Origin of the sequence: Sphingopyxis sp. H053 (genome assembly GCF_001468225.1) — a bacterium.
Classification (GTDB): domain Bacteria; phylum Pseudomonadota; class Alphaproteobacteria; order Sphingomonadales; family Sphingomonadaceae; genus Sphingopyxis.
The window spans coordinates 158,254-183,383 of the sequence record NZ_LNRU01000002.1 but is presented as its reverse complement, the minus strand read 5'-3'; the positions used below and the strand labels follow the sequence as shown (position 1 = coordinate 183,383).

The window sequence follows — 25,130 nt, the reverse complement described above, 5'->3', positions numbered from 1 at the left end:
CGCCCGCCGGTCGGCAGATTGTGTGCGCAGACAGGCTTGATTCAGGGGGCTTTGGGGATGGGTTTCGACATGTTGCGGCGCGAACCGCGCCTTCGGGGCGGTCGCGCAACGCTGTGGACCGCCGCGATGCTGGGCGCAGCGATCATGGTCGGTGCCCTGCCGGCGGTCGGCGCGGAGCCGGCGCCACGGGCATCGCTGGTGCCGCGCGACGCGCTTTTTGCTTCGCCCACTTACTCCGAATTGCAGATCAGCCCCGACGGCAAGCAGCTGGCCTTTCTCCACCCGCTGAACGGCGTCCTCAACGTCTGGGTCGCGCCGCTCGACGATCTGAAGGCCGCGACGCCGGTCACCCGTTTCGATACACGGCCGCCCGACAGTTTCCAGTGGAGCCCCGACGGGCGGTACATATTGGTGCTGAAGGATGTCGGCGGCGAGGAGCATAGCCAGCTCTGGGTCGCGAACCTCGAAAAGCGCACGGTCGTCAATATGACCGCCGATCCCGCGGTGCAGACAAAGATCGTGAAGCTTTCGAAGCGCCGTCCCGGCGAAATCCTGGTCGGCATGAACATTCGCGACCGCCTCTATCGCGACATTTACCGGATCGACCTCGCGACGGGGCAGCGTACCGAGGTGCTCCGCAACGAGCGAAATTACATCGATGTCGTCGCCGATCCGGATTTCAACATCCGGCTGGGCGTCCGCGGCAATATCGACGGCTCGTCGACTTACTTCCGCCTGGACCCCGCCGGACCGAGCGAGTTCATGACGATCCCGCTGGCCTCGCTGCGCAATTCGAAAATCCTCGGGCTCGACGGTGCGGGCAAGCTGTTGATGTTCGACAGCCGGACCAGCGACAAGGCGAACCTCGTCGCGGTCGATCTCGCCACGGGCAAGCAGACCCCGCTCGCCGCGTCGGGCCGCGCCGATATTGTCGATACGCTGTTCGACGAAGCCAGCGGCGCGCTGCTCGCGACGCGTGAGGACCCGCTCGTCAGCGAATGGACGGTGCGATCGGACGAGGTGCGCGCCGAGTTCGCGGCGCTTCAAGCGGCGGCCGCGGGGCCGTTCAAGATTGTCGACCAGACCCCCGACAATGCGCGCTGGCTGCTCCTCGAAACGGTTCCGAACCGCCCCGACCGCTATAGCTGGTGGAACCGCAAGGACCGGACGCTAGTGCCGCTGCTCTCGACGCGGCCCGATCTTGAGAAACAGGCGCTCGCGCGCCGGAATCCCGTGAAGATTGCGTCGCGCGACGGCCTGACCTTGCCAAGCTATCTGACGCTTCCGACCAACGCCAAGCTCGGCGCCGATGGGATGCCCGTCACCCCTGTTCCGATGGTGCTCCTCGTCCATGGCGGCCCCTGGCTCCGCGACGATCTGGCTTTCGATCCGCAACACGCCTGGCTCGCCGATCGCGGCTATGCGGTGCTGTCGGTGAATTTTCGCGCGTCGGGGGGCTTCGGCAGCGATTTCATGGCGAAGGGCGACCGGAAATGGTCGGAAACGATGCACGACGACCTGCTCGACGGGGTGCAGTGGGCGATCGACAAGGGCGTGACCGCGAAGGACCGCGTCGCGGTGATGGGGCTGTCCTATGGCGGCTATTCGACGCTCGTGTCGCTGAGCTTCACGCCCGACACCTTCCAGTGCGGCGTCGACCTTGCGGGGCCCAGCAATCTGGTAAAGCAAGTCGCCTTGATGCCCGACTGGTGGACCTGGCAACGCCCGCAGTTCGTTAATCGCGTCGGCGATCCGGCGACAAGGGAGGGCGCGGCGGACCTCATGCGGCGCTCGCCGATCGCGCGCGTCGATGCAATTTCAAAACCTTTGCTCGTCACCAACGGCGCCAACGACCCGCGCATCTTTCCCAGCCAGTCGGAAGAGATTGTCGATGCGTTGAAGGCGCGCGGCAAGCCCGTGACCTATGCCTTTTACCCCGATGAGGGTCATGTCTACGCGAAGGACGCGACGAACATCTCCTTCGCGGCAATCGCCGAGCATTTCCTGTCGAAATGCCTCGGCGGGCCCGCGGAGCCCTATGGCGACGACCTTGCCGGGTCGCAGGTAGATCTGAAGACCGGCGCCGGGTTTGTCCCCGGCCTCGAACGGGCGCTTGCGGATGGGACGAAATAAGGGGCGCTAGGGCTCGCCCAGATGTTTCGCCAAGCCTGCGTCGGGTGGCGGCCGCCGCCCGGCCGCTTCGGCCACGTCCATCCGCTGAAAGGCGTTCTGGACATAGCGGATGCCCGCCCAGCGTAGCGGCTCGACCTCCCAGTTCGGGGCGCGCTCGCGGACATAGGGCGCGTGGAGATCGGCCGCGGCGCCGGTGACCAGCCCTGCGAGTGCGCGCGCGCAGATCGCGCTGGTGATCACGCCATGCCCCGTATAGCCATAGCTATACCCGATCCGGCGCACGGCATCGAAATGTACCGTCGGCAACCAGTCGCGCGGAATGCCGAGATAGCCGGCCCATTGATGCGTGAATTCGACGCCGTCCAGCGACGGCCACCATTCGGTCAGCCGGTCGCGGATCCAGCCGAAATTGGCGTTTTCGCGTAGCGCGGCCTCGCTCATGTCGGAACCATAGCGATAGGGCGCGCCGCGGCTGCCGAACAGGATGCGCCCGTCGGCGGTGCGGGTGAGGTAATTGGTCGTGTGAACATAGGAACTGAGGCATTCGCCTCCGGCCCAGCCGACCTTGTCCCACCGCTCGGCGCTGAGCGGCGCGGTGAGCATGATCGTCGAGGCCATCGGGATCAGCCGGCGGCGATAGGCGGGCTGCGCGGTCAAATATGCTTCGCCTGCGAGCAGAACCGCGCGGCGAGCGCGCAGCGTGCCGCCTGAGGTAACGAGCGCCGGTTGCATGCCCGCGGTGGTTTGCAGCACCTCGGTCCCCTCATAGATCCGCACCCCGCGCCGTTCGAGCGCGCGCGCGAGCCCGCGCACGAGGCGGCCGGGGTGGATTGTGCCGCCGGCGCGCAGGCGCAGGGCGCCATGGACCTCGGTCGCATGCACCGCCGCCCGCGCCGCATCGGCGTCGAGCAATTCGCAGCCATCCTCCATGCCGAGCTTTGCATAAGCGTCGAAGGACTGGCGCAGCGACGGCAATTGCTCCGCACTGCGTGCGAGGGTGAGGACGCCTGCCGGATTGAAATGCGCGTCGATGCCTTCCGCTTCGCAGATGCGGCCGACTTCACCCACCATCGCCTGCTGCGCGAGCAGCATCGCCCGAGCCGTCGCCGCGCCGAAACGACGGGTGAGGGCGGCGGGATTGATCGGAAAGCGCGGCGAGCACCAGCCGCCGTTGCGCCCCGACGCGCCGAAGCCGCAAAATTGCCGCTCGACGATTGCTATCGACAGGTCCGGATCATTTTGCAGCAGATACCAGGCGGTCCACAGACCCGTGAAGCCGCCCCCCATGATCGCGATATCGACCGTCGCGTCGCCCGGCAGAGCAGGGCGCGGCGTGAAATCATCTCCGCAACTCGCCAGCCAATAGCTGCCGATGTCGGCGGCTGAGACGACGGCGGTCAATCGAGGCTCCGCCGCGCGCTAACGGGCCGGCGGCCGATATTCGAGCGTCATCGTCGACGCGGCCGTCTTGCTTATCCTGTCGGGCGAAAGCTCGATCTTCTTGAGCTCGTTGGTCTCGTGCATCATCGTCTGGTCGGCGAGGTGCGGGTTCCCCTTGCCGTCGGGACCGATGAACAGATTCTGGCCGCCCGCATCGATCACCGAATAGAGCGCGCGCCGGTCGGCGCCGATTTCCATCAGCCCGACCCAGCTCTCGCCGCCATTGTGCGGCGCCATCGTCGGGCCGAGGCGCAGGACCGCCGACAGGCGATGTTCGGGATAATCCTCCGCCATTTGCGGACGGTCAGGCGTCTCGAGCGACGCGTCGAAATATTTCCAGAAGACCGGCTGCTTCCACTCGGCCATGTCCTTGCCGGGGAAGCGCGGTTTGACCTCGGCGATCGTCGCCTTGATCGTGTCGATCATCATCGCGGTGCGGTCGCGCCCGTTGAAATAGTCGACGCCCAGCGGCAATCCGGCCTTGTCGCCCTGAAAGGCGCGCAGCAGCAGGCTGGATTGATAGGTCAGGTAGCGGTCGGTATCGATCGTCTTCCACCAGTCGCCCATATCGTCGCCGAACAGCGTTTTCGGCGCCGTCTGGAGCCAGGTCCGGTAAAGCGTCAGTCCCGGATTGTCGTAGCGCTGATCGCCGTCGCGGTCCTGATACAGGCCGTTGAAGCTCAGCATCAATTCGCCCGCGCGCTTCACCTCGGGGTCGTCGCTCGCCGCGATCGCGGCCTGAATATAGGGCGCGAAAAAGTCGGGCGCCGCCTGATTGCGGTCGACCGCGCCGAGCGCGTTGAAGATCTTGCCGTTGAACTCGCGCATGTCGAGCAAGGTCAGCGACTGGCCCGCCTTCGCGAGCCGGTCGCCGAGCCAGGTGCGGAAGGTCGTGCCGATCCGGGCATTGTCGCCCTCCGGCGACCAGCCGGTCGCCTTGCTGTTCCACGAAAAGAGATAACCCTGCTTCGGGTTGATCGTGTGCGGCTTTTCCGCAGGGGTCAGGAAGCCCGTCCATTCATATTCGCCAGTGCCCGGCGTCGGCAGCCGTGGATCGACGCCCGCGGCCTTCTTGGGAAGCGCACCCGCCTCGAAATAGGCGATCGTGCCGTCTTCGCCGCCGTAGCAGGCACCGATATTCCAGCCGACGCGATCGACGCCCTTGGCCCTGAATTCGGCGAGGCTCTTGGCACGGCCCATTTCGGCAAAGGCGACCCATGTGTCGAGTTCGCGGCCGTGGACGCCCATCTGCTGCGAATAGGCGGTGCCGTTTTCGACATCCCACGCGATCACCGGGCCGTGGATCGTCCACGCGACTTCGTGCGTGAAGGGCGCGCCGTCCTTGACCTTGAAGGCTTCGGTGCGGTGCTCCATCGTCTTCCACGCGCCCTTATACCAATATTCGTATGGGTTCTTGGGATTGAGCTTTTCGGCGAAGGTCGTGCCGGCTTCGCTGCTGCCCGACACCAGCAGCCAGCCATGCTGCGCGCCGCGCCCCATCGTCGGGACACCCCAGCCGGTCGACCCGAACCCTGCATTGTCGAAACCGCCGCCCTTCAGATGGATTTCGGGGCCGTCGGCGGTGGCCTCCAGCATCAGCACCTTTCCGCTCGCCGATTTTTCGGGGCCGATCACCATGCAGCGGCTGGCGCCTTTCACCGGTTCGGTGGGCTTCGTCTGCGCCGCCGCTGACGCCACATTGCGATTGGGGGCCAGTTGCGCCGGAGCGAGGACCGGGGTGGGCATCGGCCGGGCTGGCGCGAGATCGTCGCCCGCGGGGATGGTGGTCGGAGAATGGGGGTCGGAAATCGGCACGACGTCGTTGAAAATCGCCCACGCCTTCTCCTGACCGTAGCGCGCCGTCATTGCCTTCAGAAATTCGAGGTTGCGGATTTCATAGGTGTCGCGCCCCAGCGGTGCGGCGGTGATGAGCGTCAGATATTCGGTGAGGCTCCAGCGCGTCGGCTTGATCCCCCAGCGGATGAATTCGAGCGGGGTCAGCCGCGCGGGGTCGGCATTCACTTCGTCGATGCGCTTGTTGATGCCATCGACCATCGCCTGGATCATCTTGCGATGTTCGGGCGCCAGCGCCTTGTAGCGCTGCATCAGCACCGCGTCGGAAAGCCTCCGGCCGCGCATCATCTTGTCGCCTTCGATCGCCGATTTCCCGACAAGCTCAGCGCGGCGGCCCTGCGTATTGTGCCGCGCGAGTTCCATAGCGGCGAGGCGGTCGTGCGCGATCGCATAGCCCGCGCCGAACATCACCGCGTCCGACGTCTCCGCCTGCACATGCGGCACGCCGAAATCGTCGCGGTAGATGGCCACCTTTTCCTGTGCCTGTGTCGGTGCCGTCGCCGCAAGCAACAGTGCGGCGGAACCATGGAGCAGGGTGGCAGTCGAACGGCGCATCAAAAAATCTCCCTGGATTATCTATTTTGGCAGGAATGTCTCGGCCAAGGCGACCCACAGCGCGGCGCCGGTCGGCGAAATGCTGTCGTCATAGGCATAGTGCGAATTGTGCAGCATCACCGACCCCGGCCCCTCGTCGCCGTTGCCGAGCAGCAGGAAACAGCCGGGAACGACGTCGAGATAGCGCGCGAAATCCTCGCCCCCCATGCCCGGCACCTCGAGATCGACGAAGCGGTCGGGGCCGACGATGCCAATCGCGATCTTGCGGACCTTCGCATAGAGGCCGGCCGGATTGTGCAGCGCAGGATAGCCGCGTTCGTAATGCAGCTCCGCCTTCGCGCCGAATGACGCGGCAACGCCGGTCACGATCTCGCGCAGCCGCTGTTCGGTCGCATCCTGGCTGGCACGCGACAGCGTGCGCACCGTGCCGCCCATGCGCGCCTCGTCCGCGATGATGTTGAACGCGGTGCCCGCCTCGACCTTGCAGATCGAGACGACCGCGGCGTCCATCGGGTCGGTGCTGCGCGCGACGATGCTCTGCACCGCGACGATGATCTGCGCGGCGACGAGTACGGGGTCGACCGTCAGGTGCGGGCGCGCCGCGTGGCCGCCCTTGCCGGTGACGACGATCTCGAATTTGTCCGCCGCTGCATAGAGTGCGCCCGCGCGCCCCGCGAGCTTGCCCGCAGCGATGCCCGGGCGGTTGTGGATGCCGAAGATGGCGTCCATCGGGAAACGGTCGAACAATCCGTCGCGGATCATCGCGCTCGCGCCGCCGTCGGGGTCACCGCCCGGCCCCTGATAGCCGAGCGATTCCTCGGCGGGCTGGAAGATCAAGTGGACCGCGCCGTCGAAATTGCGCGTCGCGGCGAGATGCTTCGCCGCGCCGAGCAGCATCGTCGTGTGCCCGTCGTGGCCGCAGGCGTGCATCACGCCCGGGGTGCAGGACTTGTGATCGGACTCGGTCAGTTCGGTCATCGGCAACGCGTCGATGTCGGCGCGGATGCCGATCGCGCGGTCCGACCCGCCGGCGCGGATCGTCGCGACGATGCCGGTGCCGCCGATGCCGGTGTGGACCTCGTCGACTCCGAAGCTTTCGAGCAGGTCGAGGATGAAGCGGACCGTGCCCTGTTCGTGAAAGCCGAGCTCGGGATGTTGGTGGATGTGCCGGCGCCAGGCGGTCATGTCGGTTTCGAGCGATTTGAGGTCAACGGACATGGGGACGGACCTCCTGGCGCAGCGGCGAAGGCAGGCTAGGGGCGGTGCGCGGCCGACCCCAATGCTGATTGGACATGGTTGCATGTTTGGCGGCGGATTTCATCATGGACTCCCTCACGGCACGGCGTGCGCCGCGACCTGATAAAAGACCTGCGCGTGCGGGCCGAGGGGCAGGTCGAAGACCACCCATGCGACGACCATCGTGATCCCCGTCGCCATAAAGCACAGCGCATAGGGCAGCATCAGCGCGAGCAGCGATCCGACCCCCATCGACTTGTCCCAGCGCTGACAGAAGACGAGGACGAGCGGGAAATAGCTCATCAGCGGGGTCATGATGTTGGTGTAACTGTCGCCCATGCGATAGGCGGCGGTCGTCATTTCGGGGCTGATGCCCAGCAGCATGAACATCGGCACGACGACCGACGACAGGACGCTCCATTTGGCGGTCGATGATCCGATGAACAGGTCCATCAAGGACGACAGCAACAGCACGCAGACGAGAAGCAGCGCCGGGGGCAGGTTCATGCCCTGCAGTTTCTCCGCCCCGCCGATCGCGAGGATCGGGCCGATACCCGACCAGTTGAACATCGCCACGAAATGCGCCGCGAAGAAAACGAAGACCAGATAGGGCGCGATCGTCTTTACGCCCTCGCGCATCATTGCGATCACGTCGTTCGAATTTTTGACCGTGCCGACGGCGCGCCCGAAAACGACGCCGGTCAGCAGGAACAGCAGGAACAGCGCCGCGATCATCGAGGCGTAGAGTGGCTGCAGGCGGATCGGGCCCTCGGCATCCTGATCGATGAAGGGCGTGTAGCCCGGCCACAGACAAAGCGCGGCGAACAGCGCTGTGACCAACAGCGCCGCAATGCCGGCGTGGCGAAGCCCCCGCCGCTCATCGCCGCTGAGGTCGCCTTTTTCGAGATCGGCGCGAAGCTCTTCGTCGACCTCCTCGCTCCAGGTTCCGAGCCGCGGTTCGACCACCTTGTCGGTGATGAACCAGATGATCGGCGTGAAAAAGACGACGATGCCGAGGATGAAATACCAGTTGCCGAGCGGGTTCATCGTCCAGCCGGGCTCGACGATACGCGCGGCTTCCTGTGTAAAGCCGAACAGCAGGACGTCGAGCTGGCCGGGCATGATGTTGCCGGCATAGCCCCCCGACACCGCGGCGAGCGCAGCGGCAATTCCCGCGAGCGGGTGACGCCCGACCGACGCGAAGAGCACCGCCGCCATAGGGATCAGCACGACATAAGCGGCGTCGGCGGCATGGTGCGACACCATGCCCACCACCGCGATGATCGGCGTCATATAGCGGCGCGGCGTACCCCGCAGCGAACCGCGGATCAGCGCGAAGAACAGCCCCGACCGCTCGGCGACCGCGGCGCCCATCATGATCGTCAGGATGATGCCGAGCGGGGTGAAGCTGGCATAGGTGCGCGGCATCTCGGTGAACAGCCGCGCGATATTCTCGGCCGAGAACAGGCTCGACGCGCGATAGGTCAGGACGCCGCCCGCGAGCTCGGCGCCGGCGGGCGCCTCCTTGCCCGAATAGGGCAGCGATGCGCTCCACCCGAACCCCGCGCCGACCGCCGATATGATCATCAATATGATGATCAGGTAGAGGAAGATGATCGTCGGGTCGGGCAGCAGATTGCCGACGCGCTCGACGACGCCGAGAAACCCCCTCTGACGGGCAGGGCGGATGGTTTCAGCACTCATAATTGCGCCTCCTGCCAGGCTGGATTCATATCGCTGTACAGAGACAATATGAGGCCCGCGCACGCGGCGCGAGCCCCACCTTGTCGGCCCGGAATCAGAAGTTCACTTCGAGTCCGAGACGGATAACCGGTCCGAACTGATCGAAGCCGCCCCCCGACGGATCGATGACCTGGACCGATTCCATCACCGGCAGCTTTTCGTTGAGAAGATTTGTAACACCGAATGAGAATTTGGCTTCCTGCTTCCCGTTCATCGGCAGCGTATAGGAGGCCGAAATATCGTTGTAGAAGCGCGAACCCGTCCGGTCGGGCGACAGCAGCTCGCGGCTAATCCCCGGCGAAATGTCGGTCAGCGCCTGGCTCGACTGATACCGCCCCTGCCAGCCGACCGTCAGGCCGCCGACCGAATAGTTCAGCCCGACGACGCCCTTATATTTGGGGTAGCCGTAAAAACCCTCGAGCACGGTGTAGAGGTCGGGCCGCGCCTGGAAGGTGAAGGTCCGCAGGCGATGCAGATAGGTGAAGGCGAGGTTGGCCGAGATGCGACCCTCGCCCAGCGGGCGGGCGTAAAATACCTGCGTGTCGAGGCCTGAGGTCTGCAGCTTCGATGTGTTGACATAGGTGCTTCTACCGCCGGTGATGCTGAAGAAGTTTGCGCCGGGGGTCGTGTCGCGGGTGATCAGCGCACACAGGTCCGGATCGGGGCCGCCGGCGCGGTCGACGCAATTTTCGGCGATCGCTTGCGGGCTGAGGAAGCTGATCGCGTCCTCGATCTTGATGTCGAACCAGTCGGCCGAAATCTGAAGGCCGGGCAGGAAATTCGGTGTCAGCACGAAGCCGGCCGTCCAGCTGTCCGAAACTTCGGGGCGAAGATCCTGATTGCCCGACACGATGAAGGGAACGCCGATCCCGCCGCTGACGGGCACGAAGCCCGCCGGACGGCCCAGCGCGGCGCAGTTGGCGGCACGATTGGGGTTTTGACCAAGGTTGTTTTGCGAACAGGGGTCGTTGACGTTGGTCGTCTGACCCTCGCTCGGCCGGAAGGCTTCGAAGATGTTCGGCGCGCGAATGGCGCGGCTCAGCGTCGCGCGCAGACGGAATCCGTCGACCGGCTCCCAGATCGCACCCGCTTTCCACGAGGTCGCCTGTCCCGCGTGGCTATAATCGGCGTGGCGCACCGCGCCTTCGACCGACAACAGCTTGGCAAAGGGCATGTCGGTCAAGAGGGGTATGCTGAGTTCGCCGAACAGTTCGGTAACATGATAGCCACCCTCATAATCCTGCGACGACGCCTGGTTGGTCACGCCGGCCTTGATCAGCGGATCGGTGGTCCGGCCGTTGCGTTCCTTCCGATACTCCGCGCCGAGGGCGATGCCGATCGACCCGCCGCCCGGCATGGTCAGGAACTTGCTCGAATCCCCGGAGAGCGAGAAGCCCGCCGTCGTCTGGCGGACGAAGGCGTTGGACACCGTTGTTGTGCTGACGAAGTCGCGTGCTTCCTGCGAGCTGGCGGTCGAACCGAACGGATTGAAGGGCACGCAGGGGCCGCTGCCGACGATGGCGGGCCGGACATAGCCGACGGGTTGAAGCGAGGGGACGTCCATGCGGCAGCGGATCTGCCCCGAACCGGGATCGACGACGGCGTCGAGCGCCGCGCGCAGATTGGGCAGGAGCATGCGGTTGTAGCCGATGAACTTCGCCTTGGTGCGGCCGTAGGTGCCATAGATGTCGTAGCGGAGATCGGAGAATCCGGTCTCGAACTCGCCCTTCAGCCCGCCGACGAACGACAGGCTGTTGCGATCGACCTGGCTGAAGCGCAGCCCGACATCGGTGTAGAGGCGATCGAGAGCCAGTGTCGTCGCGCCGGCCGCCAGCAATTGCTGGCGGAAGGGCTCATTGAGGAACGCGTTCTGCGCGATGTTGATCGGCTGTGCCGCGCGGAGCACGGGCTGCCCGCGTCCATAGCTCGACGTGTTGTTATAGTCGGCGCCGAAATAGGCCCGCACATTGTCGCTGAAGTCGAAATGGGTGCTGAGGTTGAGGTTGTAGCGCTCGATGTCGGGAACGATCGAAATCGAATCGTCGAAGCGGAAGCAGGCCGGTCCGCAATTGTCGAATTTCCCGAACAGGCTGCCGTCGGTGAAAAGCGGCGTCGGCGCACGGCGCGGTGTGCCGTCATCGTTGAAGACGAACGCACCGAGGCCGCCCGTGTCGCCGCGCAGGCCCACCGCGCCATAGCCCGAATATTGAAAGGCTTCGCCGCCGGGAACGATGATCAGATCGGGAATGCCGTCGTTCGGCCCGGTATCGGCCGGATTGATCATCGCGACATTGTTTCGCATGTCGGCCTGACGCGGGGTGATTTCCTTCACCTTCGTATAGTCGGCTGCGACGGTGATGTTGCCGCGACCCTGGGCGAAATTCTTCCCCGCTACGATGCTTCCGCCATAGGTGAAGCCTTCGGGGTCGCGCGCCGGCTGCGATCCGCTGAACGACAGGCGAACGCCGTCGAAATCATCCTTGGTGATGATGTTCACGACGCCCGAGACCGCGTCCGAGCCATAGATGGCCGACGCGCCGCCGGTGATGATTTCGACGCGTTCGATCAGATTGGGATTGATCGAATTGAGGTCGAGCGCCGCGCTGTCGGTGGCGCCGGCGACGCGGCGCTTGCCGTTGACGAGGACGAGCGTGCGGTTTGACCCGAGGCTGCGCAGATCGACGACGGCGAGGCCGCCGCTATTCTCGCCGCGCGAGCCCGAGGCACCGCTCTGCTGGCTCTGCTGCATGCTGCCCGAAAAGCCGATCGCGGGTTGCTGGGCAAGGGCGCGGCCGATGTCGAACTGTGCGTTGTTCGCGCCGAGCGTTTCGGAACTCACCACGCCGACCGGGGTCGGCAAGTCGAGGACCGGGCGACCGATGCGCGACCCGGTCACGACGATGTCGCTGGCGCCCTCCGTCGCCGCACTGTCGTCCGGCGCGGGTGCCGGTGTGTCCTGTGCGTGTGCGGTGCCCGCCACGCCTGTCAGCCCCGCAAAAAGGGAAATCGCGAGAAGCGATGTGGAAATCTTGAACTTGTTGCTCTCCGCCGTTGCCGGTCCCTGGATCATTTTTTTTCTCCGCCCTGAACCCTGCCAAAGCCGTCCGTTCGTCGGTTAGTGCATGGGCCCATTCTGTCTATGGACATGCGGCCATCGATCCCAATGCCGGTTCGACATAGAATCATTCGTGCGGTGCGAGGGGCGTCTGCGCAGTTTTATTACGCCGTCGGCGATTTAGGGTCCAGACCCGCTACTTACGGGTCCGAGGCGTCGAAATGGCGAAGATATCGGGTTCGGGTGGGTGCAGCGGGTAGCATCGCTACCCGCAAGGCCGCGCGGGCCCGAGATCGAAGCCATTTCGACGTCCCTTCGGGATTTGACCGATTTTGCCCATGGCCGCGTCAGCAAGTCTTGGAATATTCCAATATGCCTGCGCCTTGCTTCCTCGCCCTGAGCAAAATCGCTTCAAACCTCGGACCCGTAAGTAGCGGGTCTGGACCCTAATTGGCCTCGGCCTTCAACCGGTTCTTCAGCATCGTCCAGAAGGCCTCGACGCTCGGGCTGCGCCGCGCGATCGGTTTGTAGATGCGGATCTCGATCGGAACGTGCCAGCGCGCATCGCCCGCGGCGACAAGGCGACCGCTCTCAAGGTCGGCGGCGGCGACGCTGAGCGGCGCCCAGCACACGCCGCGCCCGTCGCGCGCCATCGACAGCAGCGCGGTCGCCATATGCGAACGAAACACGGTGCGGAGCGATGCCGAACCCGCCGAAATCACCTGCGCGGCCTGCAGAATGCGGCCCATGCCCGATTTTTCCTCGAACTCCAGATAGGGGAGCGGCTGGTCGCCGCTGCCCGGCAGGACGTGCGTGGGTGCCCCGTTGCCGAGCGGCGCGGTCACCGGCATCAGCACATCCTCGCCGAGCGCGAGCGAGGTGAAGCCCGCCGGGTCGAGGCGATGCTGCGCCGCCGTATGATGGTGGCACAGGAGGAAATCGGCCTTGCCTTCGAGCATGAAGCGTTCGCACGCGGCCATATTGTCGGCGATCAGCGTGATCGTCCCGGCCTCCTGTCCGCCGTGGAGGCTGCGGAGCCATGCGGGGAAAAAGGTTGTCGACAGCGCGTGCGTCGAGGCGAAACGGATTTCATTGCTCAGCGTGCCGCCGATTTCGCGGACATGGTCGCGGCCCAGCGTCAGGCGCCGCATGATCTCTTCGGCGAGGACGCGAAACGCCTGTCCCGCTTCGGTCAGCGCGATCCGGTGCGTGTCGCGATCGACCAGCGTCGCGCCGACCCAGTCCTCGAGCGCACGGATGCGGCGGCTGAACGCCGGCTGGGTCAGGTTGCGCGCTTCGGCTGCGCGGGAAAAATTGCCTTCATCAGCGAGCTTGATGAAGTCCTCGAGCCACATGATATCCATTTGAATCCACTCGTCGCATCAATTGATACTGTCCCGGCATTGGCTTCGTCCGAACCGCTGACGGTAATCCCGGCCTGCGAAACCGCAGGAAGGGTAGAAGAATGTCGGCGCCAAAAACGCTTTATGACAAGATCGTCGACGAACACCGCATATTGTCTTTCGACGAATCCGGCGAAGCTGGCGAACGATTATTGCTCTATATCGATAGAACGGTGCTCAATGAATATACAAGCCCCCAGGCGTTCAGCGGCCTCCGCGCCGCCGGGCGGGCGCCCTGGCGGCCCGCGGCATCGCTGGGCGTCGTCGATCATGTCAATTCGACCAACCCCGACAGCGAGGCGGGCGAACTCGACGACGGCGCGCGGCGGCAGATCGAATATCTGGGTGAGAATGGCCGCGATTTCGGCATCGAAATCTTCGACCTCTTCGATCCGCGGCAGGGGATCGAGCATGTCGTGATGCCCGAGCTCGGTCTGGTGCTGCCGGGCATGGTCATCGCGGCGGGCGACAGCCATTCGACGACCTATGGCGCGTTCGGCGTCGTCGGCTTCGGTATCGGTACGTCGGACATCGAACATCTGCTGGCGACGCAGACGCTCGTCTATCGCCGCCTCCGGACGATGCGCATCACGATCGACGGGACGCTGGCGCCCGGGGTGACCGCGAAGGACCTGATCATGGAGGTGATCCGCCGGATCGGCGCCGATGGCGCGGCGGGGCATGCCGTCGAATTTGCGGGCGAAGCGATCGGTGCGCTCGGGGTCGAGGCGCGCATGACGATCTGCAACATGGCGGTCGAATGCGGCGCGCGCGTCGCGCTGATGGCGCCCGACGACAAGGTCGTCGAATATATCGCGGGGTGCCCGCGCGCGCCGTCGGCAGGTCTGCTTGCCCAGGCGCGCGCCGAATGGCAGGTCCTGCGCAGCGACCCGGGCGCGCGGTTCGACAAGGAGATCGCGCTCGATGCCGGCGACATTCCGCCGATGGTGAGCTGGGGGACCAGTCCCGACCAGTCGCTCGCGATCACCGGCATCGTCCCCGATCCTGATGACCTCCCCGCTGAGCGTCGCGCCGATGCGATCCGCGCGATGGCCTATATGGGCCTCGCGCCGCACACCCCGCTGCAGGATATCGCGATCGATCGTGCCTTCATCGGTTCGTGCACCAACGCGCGCCTCACCGATCTGCGCGATGCGGCACGGATATTGAAGGGACGCAAGGTTGCACCCGGCGTTCGCGCGATGATTTCGCCGGGCAGCAGTGGCGTCCGCCGCGCCGCCGAAGAAGAGGGGATCGACCGCATCTTCATCGAAGCCGGGTTCGAGTGGCGCCGTTCGGGCTGCTCGCTCTGCCTCGCGATGAACGACGACAGCCTCGCGCCGGGCGAACGCTGCGCGTCGAGCACCAACCGGAATTTCGAGGGCCGGCAGGGGATCGGCGGCCGTACGCATCTGATGAGTCCGGCGATGGTGGCGGCGGCCGCGGTCACCGGAAGGCTTGCCGATGTGCGAGAGCTTGCGGCGGAGGAGTTTGACTGATGGAGCGTTTCATCCGCCTGTCGGGCCGCGCCGCCGCGATGCCCGCCGCCAATATCGACACCGACGTCATCATGCCCAAGGCGTTTCTGAAAGGCATCGACCGCTCGGGGCTCGCCGCGGGTCTTTTTCACGACCTCCGCTTCGATGAAAACGGCGCGGTGCGGGACGATTTCATCCTCAACCGCGCGGACATGGCGGAGACGCGCTTCCTGCTCGTCGGGCCCAATTTCGGCTGTGGTTCGTCGCGCGAACATGCTGTGTGGGGGATGCTCCAATATGGCATCCGCGGCATCATCGGCTCCTCCTATGGCGCGATCTTCGCCGACAATGCCGCGAACAACGGCCTGCTGCTTCTGTCGCTGCCGCTCGAACAGGTCGCGGCGCTGATGGCGGAACTGGGCGACGGGGCAGGCGAGATGACGGTCGACCTCGATGCGCAGCGTATCGCGATGGGCGCCTATGCGGCCGGCTTCGATATCGATCCCGCCACGCGGCGCGCGCTGATGCTCGGGCTCGACCGGATCGGCGAGACGCTGACGCACGCCGACCGCATCCGCGCGTTCGAGAAAGCCTATCTCGGCCGCAAGCCCTGGCTTATGGGTGCCGAGCGATGAGCAATAGTCCCGAATATCCCGAACTCATGCCGGGGTTCCATTGGCAGGACGTCGATGCGGACGGCGTGCGCATCCGTGCCGCGGTCGGCGGTTCGGGGCCGCCGCTGCTGCTGCTCCACGGCCACCCGCAGACGCATCTGACCTGGCACAAGGTCGTGCCCGCGCTGGCGAAGCGCTTCACGGTCGTCGCGACCGACCTGCGCGGTTATGGCGACAGCGAAAAACTGCCGGGCGATCCGGCGCATGCGAATTATTCCAAACGCGCGATGACGGCCGATCAGGTCGCGGTGATGACGACGCTCGGTTTCGACCGTTTCGATGTCGTCGCGCATGATCGCGGTGCGCGCGTCGCGCATCGCATGGCGCTCGACCACCCGGACCGCGTCGCGCGGCTCGTGCTGCTCGACATCGCGCCGACCGCGACGATGTATGCGCAGACGACCAGAGAATTCGCGACGCGCTATTTCTGGTGGTTCTTCCTCATCCAGCCGTTCGACCTGCCCGAGCGGATGATCGCGGCCGATCCCGACCATTTTCTCGACCGCCACCTTGCCGGCCAGATCAAGGTCGACGGCTCGCTCGATCCGCGCGTCGTCGCCGAATATCGCCGCTGCTACCGTGACCCCTCGACGCGCCACGCGATCTGCGAGGACTATCGCGCTGCGGCGAGCATCGATCTCGAACATGATGCAGCCGATGATGACCGGCGGATCGAGGCGCCCTTGCTGCTGCTTTGGGGCGAATATGGCACGGTGGGCACGCTCTTCGACGTCATGGAAAGCTGGCGTTCGAAGGCGCGCGATGTGCGCGGGTGCGCGCTGCCGTGCGGGCACAGCCCGCAGGAAGAGGTGCCCGAATTATTGCTTGCCGAACTGGGCGCGTTTTTGACCTGAACGCGGGACGGCGATCAGCGTGCGGGAAGGATGACCGCGCGGCATTCGCCGAAACCGATCGGTACGAAACCGTCCGCTGCGGCGCTCGCGCGCATGATGATCTCGTCGCCGTCCTCGAGGAAACCGCGTCGTTCGCCATTGGGCAGCTGGATGGGCTCCGACCCGCCGGTCGTCAGTTCGAGCAGGCTGCCGAACCCCTCGCGGCCCTGGGCCGAGATCGTCCCCGTGCCGAGCAGGTCGCCGGGGTTCAGGTTGCAGCCGTTCGACGCGTGATGCGCGACGATCTGCGCGATCGTCCAGTACATGCTCGTCGCCGGGCCGCGGCTCAGGCGAAAGGGCTCGGCGCCTGCCGCACGCATGCCGGCGGTGAGAAGAAGAACCTCGAGCGTGACGCCGAGCGCGCCATGCGCCTGATCGTCGGCATCCCAAAGATAGGGCAGCGGCGCGGGGTCACCCTCGGGCCGCGGTGGCTGCGCGATACGAAAGGGCGCTAGCGCCTCGGTCGTGATCACCCACGGCGCGATGGTCGAATGGAAATTCTTGGCGAGGAAGGGGCCGAGCGGCTGATACTCCCACGCCTGGAAATCGCGCGCCGACCAGTCGTTGAACAGCGACAACCCCGCGATATGCCGCGCCGCTTCGCCGATCGGGATCGGTGCGCCCAGCGCATTGCCTTCGCCGATCCACACGCCAAGCTCGAGTTCATAGTCGAGCCGCTGCGTCGGCTCGAAAATCGGGGCGTCGGCCTCGGGCGGTTTGCGCTGGCCGCGCGGGCGCACGACGGGTTCGCCCGAGGGGCGCACAGACGACGCGCGCCCATGATAGCCGATCGGCACATATTTATAATTGGGGAGCAGCGGATTGTCGGGCCGGAACTGCCGCCCGACATTGTTCGCATGATGGATGCCGACATAAAAGTCGGTGTAGTCGCCGATCCGGGCGGGAAGGTGCATCGCGCAGCTTGCTGCCTCATGCAGCATCGGCGCCAGCTCGGCCTCCCGCATGGGATCCGACAGCATTGCGCTCAGCCGTTCGCGCAGCGTGCGGCGATCGGCCGGCGCGAGCGCCATCATCGCGTTGAGCGTGTCGCCGTCGCAAGCGAACGCGGCGCGCGCGGGCAGCAAGCCGGCGGCCGCTGCGGCGCGAAGGTCCAGTATCTTGTCGCCGATGGCGACGCCGGGGCGCGGGTCGCGGTCCGCGGGCGCAAAAATCCCGTAAGGCAGGTTCTGGACCGGAAAGTCGCGATGGCCGTTCGCCGATTCGACCCAGCTCGTCCGCGCCGGATCGTGCGTCGCGTCGATGTGCGGGCGGGTCACGCGTGGCCGTTCAGGGCTTCGAGGTGCGGCCGGAGCGCCTGCGCAAAAACCGGCACCGTGTCGGCGCGCAGGCCCGCGATGTTGATGCGCCCGTTCCCGGCCATGTATATGCCATGCTCTTCGCGCAGCGCCGCGACGGCTTCGGGCGATAGCGGCAGCATCGCGAACATGCCGCGCTGGTCCGCGATCGCCGCCAGACGCGGATGCGTTGCGGCGAGCGCCGCGCGGAGGCCGTTCAGGCGCGCGCGCATTGTGTCGAGATCGTCCCGCCAGTCGGCGCGCAGCGCGTCATTCTCAAGGATCGTCCGGACGATCGCGGCGCCATGATCGGGCGGCATCGACCAGAGGCTGCGCGCGAGCGAGAGCATATTGGTGCGGACGCGGTCGGCGATCGCGTTGGTCGCCGACAGGACCCACAGCGCGCCGACGCGTTCGCGATAGAGGCCGAAATTCTTGTCGCAGCTATAGGCGACGAGCGCGGTGGGCAGCGCTTCGAAGATCATCCGCGTCGCCGCCGCATCCTCGTCCAGCCCGTCACCCAGCCCCTGATAGGCGAGGTCGACGAAGGGAATCAGCCCGCGCGCCGCGCACAGATCGGCTACGGCGCGCCATTGCTCTGAGGTAAAGGCGCTTCCGGTCGGGTTGTGACAACAGCCATGCAGCAACAGGATGTCGCCGGGATGCGCATCGGCTAGGTCGTCCAGCATCGCCTCAAAATCGATGCAGCCCGACGCCGCGTCCTGGAAACGGTGGCTCCGCGTCGACAGTCCCGCTTCGGCAAAGATGGGGGCATGGTTGGGCCATGTCGGGGTGCCGATCCAGACCTGCGCTTCGCGGCCCGCACGCGCGAGAAGCTCGGCGCCCAGGCGAAGCGCGCCGGTGCCGCCGGGCGTCTGAACGCCGTTCAATCGTTCGCCCGCCGTCCGGTCGCCGAAGACGATCTCCGCGAGCAGCGCGGTGTAGGCGGTGTCGCCTTCGGCCCCGAGATAGGATTTGGTGACCTGCGTCTCGAGCAGCACCGCCTCGGCCGCCTTCACCGCGCGCATCACGGGTGTGTCACCCGCATCGTTGCGAAACACGCCGACACCGAGGTCGATTTTCTGCGGCCGATCATCCGCGCGGTACAGCGCGATGAGGCTCAGCAACGCGTCGGCGGGCTGCGCAGCCAGCGTATCGAACGGCAGGCTGGTCGAGATGGCGCGGGCGGGCAGGGTGTCGAGTTTCATGCGCGAGATATCGCAATAAATCGGCGAAAAATCTTCTCAAACTGGAGGAAATAGCATGTTTGAAAGTGAATCTATTTCAGATAATGTCAGAATTATGAAAGAAATTGTCAAACTCGACTCGCTCGACCGTCGCATCCTCGGCGAATTGCAGCGCGATGGCGCGCAGAGCAACGGCGAGCTTGCCGAGCGGGTGGGAAGCACGGGCCCGTCGTGCTGGCGCCGCGTCAGAGCGCTTGAGGCCGCCGGCGTGCTGACGAAAAATGTGTGGCTCGTCGACGCGGCACGGGTCGGACAGAGCGTCAACGTCCTCTGCAATATCCGGCTCAAGAGCCATTCGGCCGAACATACCGCGATGTTCGAAAATTTTGTCCGGGACCAGGATCGCATCATGGAATGCCTGTCGATGTCGGGCGAGTGGGATTATCAGGTGCGCGTCGTCGCAACCGATGTCGCCGACTACGAAGCGTTTCTGATGCAAAGGCTGCTCAGAAATGAAGCGGTCGCCGGGGCTGCGTCGCACTTCGCACTCAGGGCGGTCAAATATCAGACAGCCGTTCCGCTTCCGGGCGAATGATTGTCTGTCCATACCCAACCATCCTCGGGAAATGGCTATTTCTATGGGCTCCGACGGTCATCTGCGGCGCTCTCGTTCCCGGCTTCGATTGGTATGAGCCTCATTCGACGAGAGGAGCGGCTGCACCGCTGATCGCTCTGGCGGTCAACCATGGTTCGATGCGCCGGATCGCTTCTTCGACGAGGTCGGTCGAGACGGCGAAGCTGAGGCGTATGAAACTGTTGCCATCGACCGGATCGAAATCGAGTCCCGGAGCCACGGCGACACCCGTATCGCGCAACAAGGCTTCGCAGAAGGAGAGGCTGTCATTCGTGAGATGGCCGACATCCGCATAGATATAGAAAGCCCCGTCGGGGGGCGCGATGCGCCGAAGACCCATGTTCGGAAGGGCCTGGAGCAGGAGTTCGCGATTGCGCGCATAGGTATGGATATGGCCTTCGAGTTCGTCGCGGCAGTCAAACGCTATCAGGCCGGCGTGCTGGGCGAGCGAGGGCGGCGTCAGGAACAGATTGCCCATTCGCGCGCGCGCGGCGTCGATCAGGCTTTCGGGAACGATGAGCCATCCAAGGCGCCAGCCCGCCATGCTGAAATATTTGGAGAAGCTGTTGACGACCAGCGCGCCCGGCGCGTGCTGCAGCATGGATTCGGCGGGCAGCGTATAGCTCAGCCCGTGATAGATTTCGTCCGACACGAGAGCGATGCCACGGCGCTCGCAGACGGCCGCCAGCGCCCGAAGCTCCTCGGGCGGGATGATCGTGCCGGTGGGGTTGGCAGGGCTCGCGACGATCAGTCCATCCGGCGCCGGCTCCATTCGTTCGACTGCGTCGGCCGTGATCTGGAACCGCTCGGCTTCGCCGCAGGCGAGTTCGACCGGCTCGAGATGCAGCGCCTTCAGGGTGTTTCTGTAGGCAACATAACCGGGCCGAGCCAAGGCGACCCTCGCGCCAGGCGAAAACAGGCAGGAGAGTGCGAGGACGAAGGCGGGCGAAGCGCCGCACGTGAGGATGACCTGTTCCGGATTGACGGACACCCCGTAGGCTTCGCCATAATGTGCCGCGATACGCGCCTTGAGCCCCGGACTTTCCCAATAGCCCATGCCATCCTTGTCGAGGATGTGGTGCGCGGTCTCGATCGCTGCTGCCGGAGCACCGGTCGAGGGTTGGCCGAACTCCATATGAATCACGGACCGCCCCTCGGCTCGCAGCTGATGCGCGAGACGGCTTATGGCGATGGCGTGAAAGGGATCGATCTCGACCGGCATGAAAAACTTGCTCCACTTGACTATCGACGAATGCTTCACGCCGGGCTGATAGGGACACCGGCATAATTATCCAACGCTGCTTCTTTTGCCGACCGGATGCGCGGGTGCCTGCGTAGCGTGATCAGACGGTGCCGACGAGCGCACCGACTGTCCATACTGGTTCCTTGATAGGTCATAGCGAGATAGCGAAGCTTCAAGGGAGCAACTATCATATCGGGTGTGGATTCTCCGATGTCCGCTCGTCCCGATTTCACCAAATGGCCTGAACGCAGACGGGCACGCCCATCGCAAGGGGCTCGCAAGCGTAAGTTCTTGCCAATTTCCCGGAAAACCAAATCTCTCAGGCCGCGCTGGTTCGAATTCCTGAAGGCGCTGGCGGGAAGTCGTTGACAATTTTTTCTCGGGGCAATTATGTCCAAATGCGAAAATATTCTCCGTTTAGAAACTTCTGTTTGGCGAAAAGGGAATGCATCATGATCTCGTGTAAGCGATTGAAATATGTCGTCCTGCCCGCCCTGAGTCTGGTCCTGCTCGCCAGTCCCGCATTCGCACAGACCGTTGCGGAGACGCCTGTTCCAGCGCCCGAGGTATCACCCACGACGGCAGAAGCGCTCGGCGGCCTCGACGCTTATATCGAGAGCGCCCGGAAAGCGTGGCACGTACCCGGCCTGTCCATCGCCATCGTCAGGGATGACCGGATTGTGTATTCCAGAGGTTTCGGTGTCCGCGAAGCAGGCAAGCCCGGCAAGGTCGACGCCGATACGGTCTTCGCGATCGGATCGGCGACCAAGGCTTTCACCGCCGCGGCGCTCGGCATGCTGGTCGATGATAAGAAGATCGAATGGGACGGCGCGGTGCACGATTATATGCCGTCGTTCGAACTTCACGACCCCTATGTCACCCGCCACGTGACGGTACGCGATCTGCTGTCGCATCGTACCGGCGTCGTTACCAACGGCGGGCTCTGGTATGGATCGGGGTTCGACCGCCGGGAAATCATGCGGCGGTTACGCTTCCAGACCGAGACGCTCGGCTTCCGTAACCAGTATCAGTATCAGAACGAGATGTTCATCGTGGCGGGCGAGATAGTCTCCGCGGTGACCGGCACCAGCTATGACCAGTTCATCGCCGGCCGCATCTTCGAGCCGCTGGGCATGCGCCGCACCAACACCAGTGTCACTGCCCTCAAGGGGCTGGCCAACGTTGCCACCCCGCATGCGCTGCTGGACGGCAAGGCGACGCCGGTCGAATATCGCATGATCGACAATGTCGGCGGCGCCGGCGTGATCAACTCCAGTGCGCGCGACATGGCGCAGTGGGTGCGCCTGCAACTAGGCGGCGGCACGTTCGAGGGTAAGCGGCTGATCGCCTCCACGACGCTGACGGAAATGCATAGCGGTCAGATCGTCCCGCGCGGAGGAACCGACGCACTCTTCAAGTTCAGTGAATACGGCCTTGGCTGGGGCATGCAGGAATATCGCGGTCAAAAGATTGTCCAGCATTCCGGCGCGATCGATGGGATGCAGAGCATGGTCGCGATGATACCGGAAAGAAAGCTCGGCGTGGTTGTGCTGACCAACGGCCTGCGCACAAAGCTGGCTACGGCCGTGGAACTGCGAGTGCTGGATGCCTTCCTTGGCGGTCCTGCGACCGATCACAGCGCTGTCATGAAGCAGGAGAGCGATGACGCGGTCCGGATTGCGCGTGAAAAGGCAGCGGCGACGTCGGGTTCAGTGACGATTGCGCCCGCGCGACTGCCGCTCGATCGCTATGTCGGAACCTACTCGAGCGACCTGCTCGGTGAGATTGCAATCACGCTGGCCGACGGCAAGCTCAAGCTCGCACGTCCGCAGGCGACAGCGGTGCTCAACCATGATCGCAACGATATGTTCAAGGCGCAGTGGGATAGCCCTGGCCAGAGGAGTATAACCGGTCAGACCTCCGTCGGGTTCACCTTCGCTCCGGATGGAGAGATTGCCACTCTGGAACTCGGCGGCGACATATTTGCACGCGAATAGGCGTTCTTGAAGGGCTGCCCATCTTCCACCTTTGATGACAGCTTATGATCTCCTAAGCCAATAAGCAGGCTGGCCGCTACCGGCCAGTTCTGGAGCCCTTGTGCTGCTCTTGCCTGCGCGGTTGAGCCCGGTCCTGCACCCACGCTCAGCTTTCGTAATAGACCGGCCCCAGCGCATCGATTACAGCGACGGCGTCGAGCGCGTCGGCTTCGCCTTCGCCCAGCAGGCGGATGGTCAGTTCGGTCTTATAGCCAGTCAGCGTCCGGTTCATCGGCACGCCGTTCATCGTCTGAGTAAGATAACGCTGGTAATCGTTCCGCCCGACGACGTGAAAATGCGACTTGCCCGCCTCGCGCGCGAGTTCGGCCGCCCGTAGTAGAGTCATTTCCTGAACCACCGGTCCGGAGGTGGTATTACCGGTATATTCGACCTTGATCGAACCGTCATCGTTCGGGGTCGAACGGAATCCCGCCGTGCGGTCGATCCCCCCGAGCAACGTTGTGCCCATCGAAAACGCCGCGCCGACCAGCGCGCCGAGAATATTCGGGCGCGATTTTTCGTAGTCGATCAGCTTGCGTTGCGATTCGGGGCGGATCAGAAGATCGTCCGCCATTCCGGAGAGACGCGCCGGACCGCGTTTGGCAGCGGGCCCCAGCGGAGGCAAATCGGGTGCGCTCAGGGCGCTGGCGCTACGCGCGGCGGCATAGGCGGCGTGGAATTCTTCCGTCACCGGGGTCGCGCGCAATTGCTTGCCCTGAAGCGCGGCGGCGGCATCGGCGAGCCGGCCCTCGGCGATGGCAATGCGGGCGTCGACCAGATCGGCCAACGGTTTGAAATGTTCGGCACGCGCCATTTCGACTAACAGGGTAACGATATCCTTGGGAGCCTGCTTGCCCGCCTCGCCCTGTGAATTCCCTGCCGGACGGGCGGCGTCGAGCGCCGCGCGGGTCGCCTCTACCCAGGCACGGGCGGCTGCAGGCTGGCCATGGGCGGCAAGCGCATAGGCCTTGGTCATTGCCCCTCTGACGGGGGCCGACCACTCGGACAGTAGCGGCGCGATATTCCCGCCATTGGTCATAATCGCCTTGAGCGAAGGCGCTTCGGGCATGGCTACAGAGGGCGTCCCAGCCGAGGCCGCCAGTTCGGCGAGATCGCCGGACTGGGACGCGAGCTGCGAGAAAATGCCCCGAGTAGCTGGATCGATGCGGGCGAGGCCCTGCCAGATCGTCGGATCGGCCGGCTTGTCACCATTGGCGGCGCGGAGCATGCCTGCGACACGCTGCACCTCGAGCGCATAGGTGCGCTTGGCCGCCGCCGCTTCAGCCAGCGCCAGCGCAGCTTTGCGCTCGCCCGTCTCGTTCAGGGCAAGAGCGCGCAGCAGATCGAGCGAGACGCCCATGCTGCGATCGTAAAAGAAATCGCCGGCGTAGGCCTTACCAGCCTCTTGAGCGGCATCGATATCGGCGAGCGCACCGGCGGCATCCCCGAGCTCCAGCTTCGCGGCAGCGCGGGCGCGCATCACATGGGCGCGGCGCAGTGTCTGCTCGGGCAGGAGTTTCCCGCTCTCTAGCACGCGGTCGCACGCGGCCAGCGTCTGGCTGGGCGCATCGCGACCGCTGAAGCGGTAGGAGGGGAAAGTCGCCTCGCCCCGCATCCCGTCGTCGCTGCTCTTGGGTTTCTTAAGCCCGTCGCATTCGGAGAAATCCTCCGACACGCCCGCATGGGCGGACACGGTGATCCCAAGCGCAAGCGCAACTAGCCCCGCTCGGGCGAAGATCGCGTTCATTCGGTGCAGCCCCCAACCCCTGTTCCGCAAGTGCTTGGCGCCCAGCGGTGAAGCGATGTCTAATTTGGATTGTGGAGGGCGGCAATCGGGAAAAAGTCGAGCGCGAGGCATTTAAGTGAACCGAAACGACAACGGCACGGGAAGTTAGTCGCTGTCCAATCAGGATCAATGAAACTGCCGGGAAGAGGGACGATTCCGGTCCGCGTCGATTCAATCTCACGCCGCGATGTGTGGGATTTGGAGGAGATCGAAGCTTGGATCGCAGAGCGTCGCCAAAGCAGCTTGGAAGGTCGCGCGAAGGTGGCGCCCGCACCCAAAATCCGCCAACGCAGAACTGCGCCCGTCGAACCGACAGAGTGAAGCGGGTTTCGTCGGATTGTTAGTTATTACCGATGCTTAAGGCGGCTGAGGTGGGATAGTGGAGCAATCGAAGTGCTCCCACCGATTGTAGTCGATTGATATCGATTGATACGGCCACTCCCACTCAATTGTTCAATTAGACATAACAAACTGAAAAATAATGG

16 protein-coding genes are annotated in these 25,130 nt (G+C 64.6%); 6 read left to right on the top strand and 10 right to left on the bottom strand.

Annotated elements, in window-relative coordinates; translation table 11 throughout:
* Window positions 1–57: 57 nt before the first annotated feature.
* Window positions 58–2,133 (top strand): S9 family peptidase, encoded by a 2,076-nt coding sequence (locus ATE70_RS04040; RefSeq protein ID WP_058536666.1) that lies wholly within the window; start codon window positions 58–60, stop codon window positions 2,131–2,133.
* 6 nt (window positions 2,134–2,139) lie between these two features.
* Here ATE70_RS04040 and ATE70_RS04035 read toward each other — a convergent pair whose 3' ends face one another.
* The 6 genes from ATE70_RS04035 to ATE70_RS04010 form a co-directional block, all read right to left on the bottom strand.
* Window positions 2,140–3,534, bottom strand: a complete 1,395-nt coding sequence (locus ATE70_RS04035) for an NAD(P)/FAD-dependent oxidoreductase (protein WP_058536665.1) — start codon at window positions 3,532–3,534, stop codon at window positions 2,140–2,142.
* 18 nt (window positions 3,535–3,552) lie between these two features.
* Complete coding sequence (locus tag ATE70_RS04030) at window positions 3,553–5,982, bottom strand: penicillin acylase family protein (RefSeq protein WP_058536664.1); 2,430 nt, start codon at window positions 5,980–5,982, stop codon at window positions 3,553–3,555.
* A 21-nt stretch (window positions 5,983–6,003) separates the two neighbouring features.
* Window positions 6,004–7,200 carry a M20 aminoacylase family protein gene (locus tag ATE70_RS04025; protein WP_058536663.1) on the bottom strand — a complete coding sequence of 399 codons (1,197 nt, stop codon included), beginning with the start codon at window positions 7,198–7,200 and terminating at the stop codon, window positions 6,004–6,006.
* A 114-nt stretch (window positions 7,201–7,314) separates the two neighbouring features.
* Window positions 7,315–8,922: an AbgT family transporter gene (locus ATE70_RS04020; protein ID WP_058536662.1), complete on the bottom strand. Its 1,608-nt coding sequence runs from the start codon at window positions 8,920–8,922 to the stop codon at window positions 7,315–7,317.
* Between the two features lie 94 nt (window positions 8,923–9,016).
* A complete protein-coding gene (locus ATE70_RS04015; protein ID WP_058536661.1) occupies window positions 9,017–12,031 on the bottom strand; it encodes a TonB-dependent receptor domain-containing protein in 3,015 nt (1,004 codons plus the stop codon).
* Window positions 12,032–12,462: 431 nt separating this feature from the next.
* A complete protein-coding gene (locus ATE70_RS04010) occupies window positions 12,463–13,380 on the bottom strand; it encodes a LysR family transcriptional regulator (protein ID WP_058536660.1) in 918 nt (305 codons plus the stop codon).
* 101 nt (window positions 13,381–13,481) lie between these two features.
* On the opposite strand from ATE70_RS04010, the gene leuC reads away from it, so the two are divergent.
* Genes leuC through ATE70_RS03995 form a run of 3 tightly spaced genes read left to right on the top strand, consistent with a single transcriptional unit; the run spans window position 13,482 to window position 16,425 of the window.
* The gene (gene leuC, locus ATE70_RS04005; RefSeq protein WP_058536659.1) at window positions 13,482–14,918 is read left to right on the top strand and encodes a 3-isopropylmalate dehydratase large subunit; all 1,437 of its coding nucleotides are present in this window, start codon (window positions 13,482–13,484) and stop codon (window positions 14,916–14,918) included.
* Window positions 14,918–15,532, top strand: coding sequence for a 3-isopropylmalate dehydratase small subunit (gene leuD, locus ATE70_RS04000; protein ID WP_058536658.1), 615 nt, complete (start codon window positions 14,918–14,920; stop codon window positions 15,530–15,532). Before leuC ends, leuD begins: the two co-directional genes overlap by 1 nt.
* Window positions 15,529–16,425: an alpha/beta fold hydrolase gene (locus ATE70_RS03995; protein ID WP_058536657.1), complete on the top strand. Its 897-nt coding sequence runs from the start codon at window positions 15,529–15,531 to the stop codon at window positions 16,423–16,425. The genes leuD and ATE70_RS03995 overlap by 4 nt, the downstream gene beginning before the upstream one ends.
* Before the next feature lie 14 nt (window positions 16,426–16,439).
* Here the strand turns inward: ATE70_RS03995 and fahA are convergent, their stop codons facing one another.
* Entirely contained in the window at window positions 16,440–17,741 is a 1,302-nt protein-coding gene (fahA, locus tag ATE70_RS03990; protein ID WP_058536656.1) for a fumarylacetoacetase, read from the bottom strand.
* The gene (locus ATE70_RS03985; RefSeq protein ID WP_058536655.1) at window positions 17,738–18,967 is read right to left on the bottom strand and encodes an amino acid aminotransferase; all 1,230 of its coding nucleotides are present in this window, start codon (window positions 18,965–18,967) and stop codon (window positions 17,738–17,740) included. The genes fahA and ATE70_RS03985 overlap by 4 nt, the downstream gene beginning before the upstream one ends.
* 94 nt (window positions 18,968–19,061) lie before the next feature.
* Between ATE70_RS03985 and ATE70_RS03980 the strand changes: the two genes are divergently transcribed.
* Window positions 19,062–19,541, top strand: coding sequence for an Lrp/AsnC family transcriptional regulator (locus ATE70_RS03980; RefSeq protein WP_058536654.1), 480 nt, complete (start codon window positions 19,062–19,064; stop codon window positions 19,539–19,541).
* Window positions 19,542–19,641: 100 nt separating this feature from the next.
* Here the strand turns inward: ATE70_RS03980 and ATE70_RS03975 are convergent, their stop codons facing one another.
* Window positions 19,642–20,802 carry an aminotransferase class I/II-fold pyridoxal phosphate-dependent enzyme gene (locus ATE70_RS03975; RefSeq protein WP_058536983.1) on the bottom strand — a complete coding sequence of 387 codons (1,161 nt, stop codon included), beginning with the start codon at window positions 20,800–20,802 and terminating at the stop codon, window positions 19,642–19,644.
* A gap of 473 nt (window positions 20,803–21,275) precedes the next feature.
* Between ATE70_RS03975 and ATE70_RS03970 the strand changes: the two genes are divergently transcribed.
* A complete protein-coding gene (locus ATE70_RS03970) occupies window positions 21,276–22,820 on the top strand; it encodes a serine hydrolase (protein WP_197411384.1) in 1,545 nt (514 codons plus the stop codon).
* Between the two features lie 145 nt (window positions 22,821–22,965).
* Here the strand turns inward: ATE70_RS03970 and ATE70_RS03965 are convergent, their stop codons facing one another.
* Window positions 22,966–24,606 (bottom strand): hypothetical protein, encoded by a 1,641-nt coding sequence (locus ATE70_RS03965; protein WP_058536652.1) that lies wholly within the window; start codon window positions 24,604–24,606, stop codon window positions 22,966–22,968.
* Window positions 24,607–25,130: the final 524 nt, after the last annotated feature.

Bases quoted from the DNA above. Each gene is read 5' to 3' on its own strand.
- leuD (WP_058536658.1), top strand. From the start codon at position 14,918: ATGGAGCGTTTCATCCGCCTGTCGGGCCGCGCCGCCGCGATGCCCGCC.
- ATE70_RS03985 (WP_058536655.1), bottom strand. From the start codon at position 18,967: ATGAAACTCGACACCCTGCCCGCCCGCGCCATCTCGACCAGCCTGCCG.
- ATE70_RS03980 (WP_058536654.1), top strand. From the start codon at position 19,062: ATGAAAGAAATTGTCAAACTCGACTCGCTCGACCGTCGCATCCTCGGC.
- ATE70_RS04025 (WP_058536663.1), bottom strand. From the start codon at position 7,200: ATGTCCGTTGACCTCAAATCGCTCGAAACCGACATGACCGCCTGGCGC.
- ATE70_RS03995 (WP_058536657.1), top strand. From the start codon at position 15,529: ATGAGCAATAGTCCCGAATATCCCGAACTCATGCCGGGGTTCCATTGG.
- ATE70_RS04040 (WP_058536666.1), top strand. From the start codon at position 58: ATGGGTTTCGACATGTTGCGGCGCGAACCGCGCCTTCGGGGCGGTCGC.
- ATE70_RS04015 (WP_058536661.1), bottom strand. From the start codon at position 12,031: ATGATCCAGGGACCGGCAACGGCGGAGAGCAACAAGTTCAAGATTTCC.
- ATE70_RS04010 (WP_058536660.1), bottom strand. From the start codon at position 13,380: ATGGATATCATGTGGCTCGAGGACTTCATCAAGCTCGCTGATGAAGGC.
- ATE70_RS04030 (WP_058536664.1), bottom strand. From the start codon at position 5,982: ATGCGCCGTTCGACTGCCACCCTGCTCCATGGTTCCGCCGCACTGTTG.
- leuC (WP_058536659.1), top strand. From the start codon at position 13,482: ATGTCGGCGCCAAAAACGCTTTATGACAAGATCGTCGACGAACACCGC.
- ATE70_RS03970 (WP_197411384.1), top strand. From the start codon at position 21,276: ATGATCTCGTGTAAGCGATTGAAATATGTCGTCCTGCCCGCCCTGAGT.
- ATE70_RS04020 (WP_058536662.1), bottom strand. From the start codon at position 8,922: ATGAGTGCTGAAACCATCCGCCCTGCCCGTCAGAGGGGGTTTCTCGGC.
- ATE70_RS03975 (WP_058536983.1), bottom strand. From the start codon at position 20,802: ATGCCGGTCGAGATCGATCCCTTTCACGCCATCGCCATAAGCCGTCTC.
- ATE70_RS03965 (WP_058536652.1), bottom strand. From the start codon at position 24,606: ATGAACGCGATCTTCGCCCGAGCGGGGCTAGTTGCGCTTGCGCTTGGG.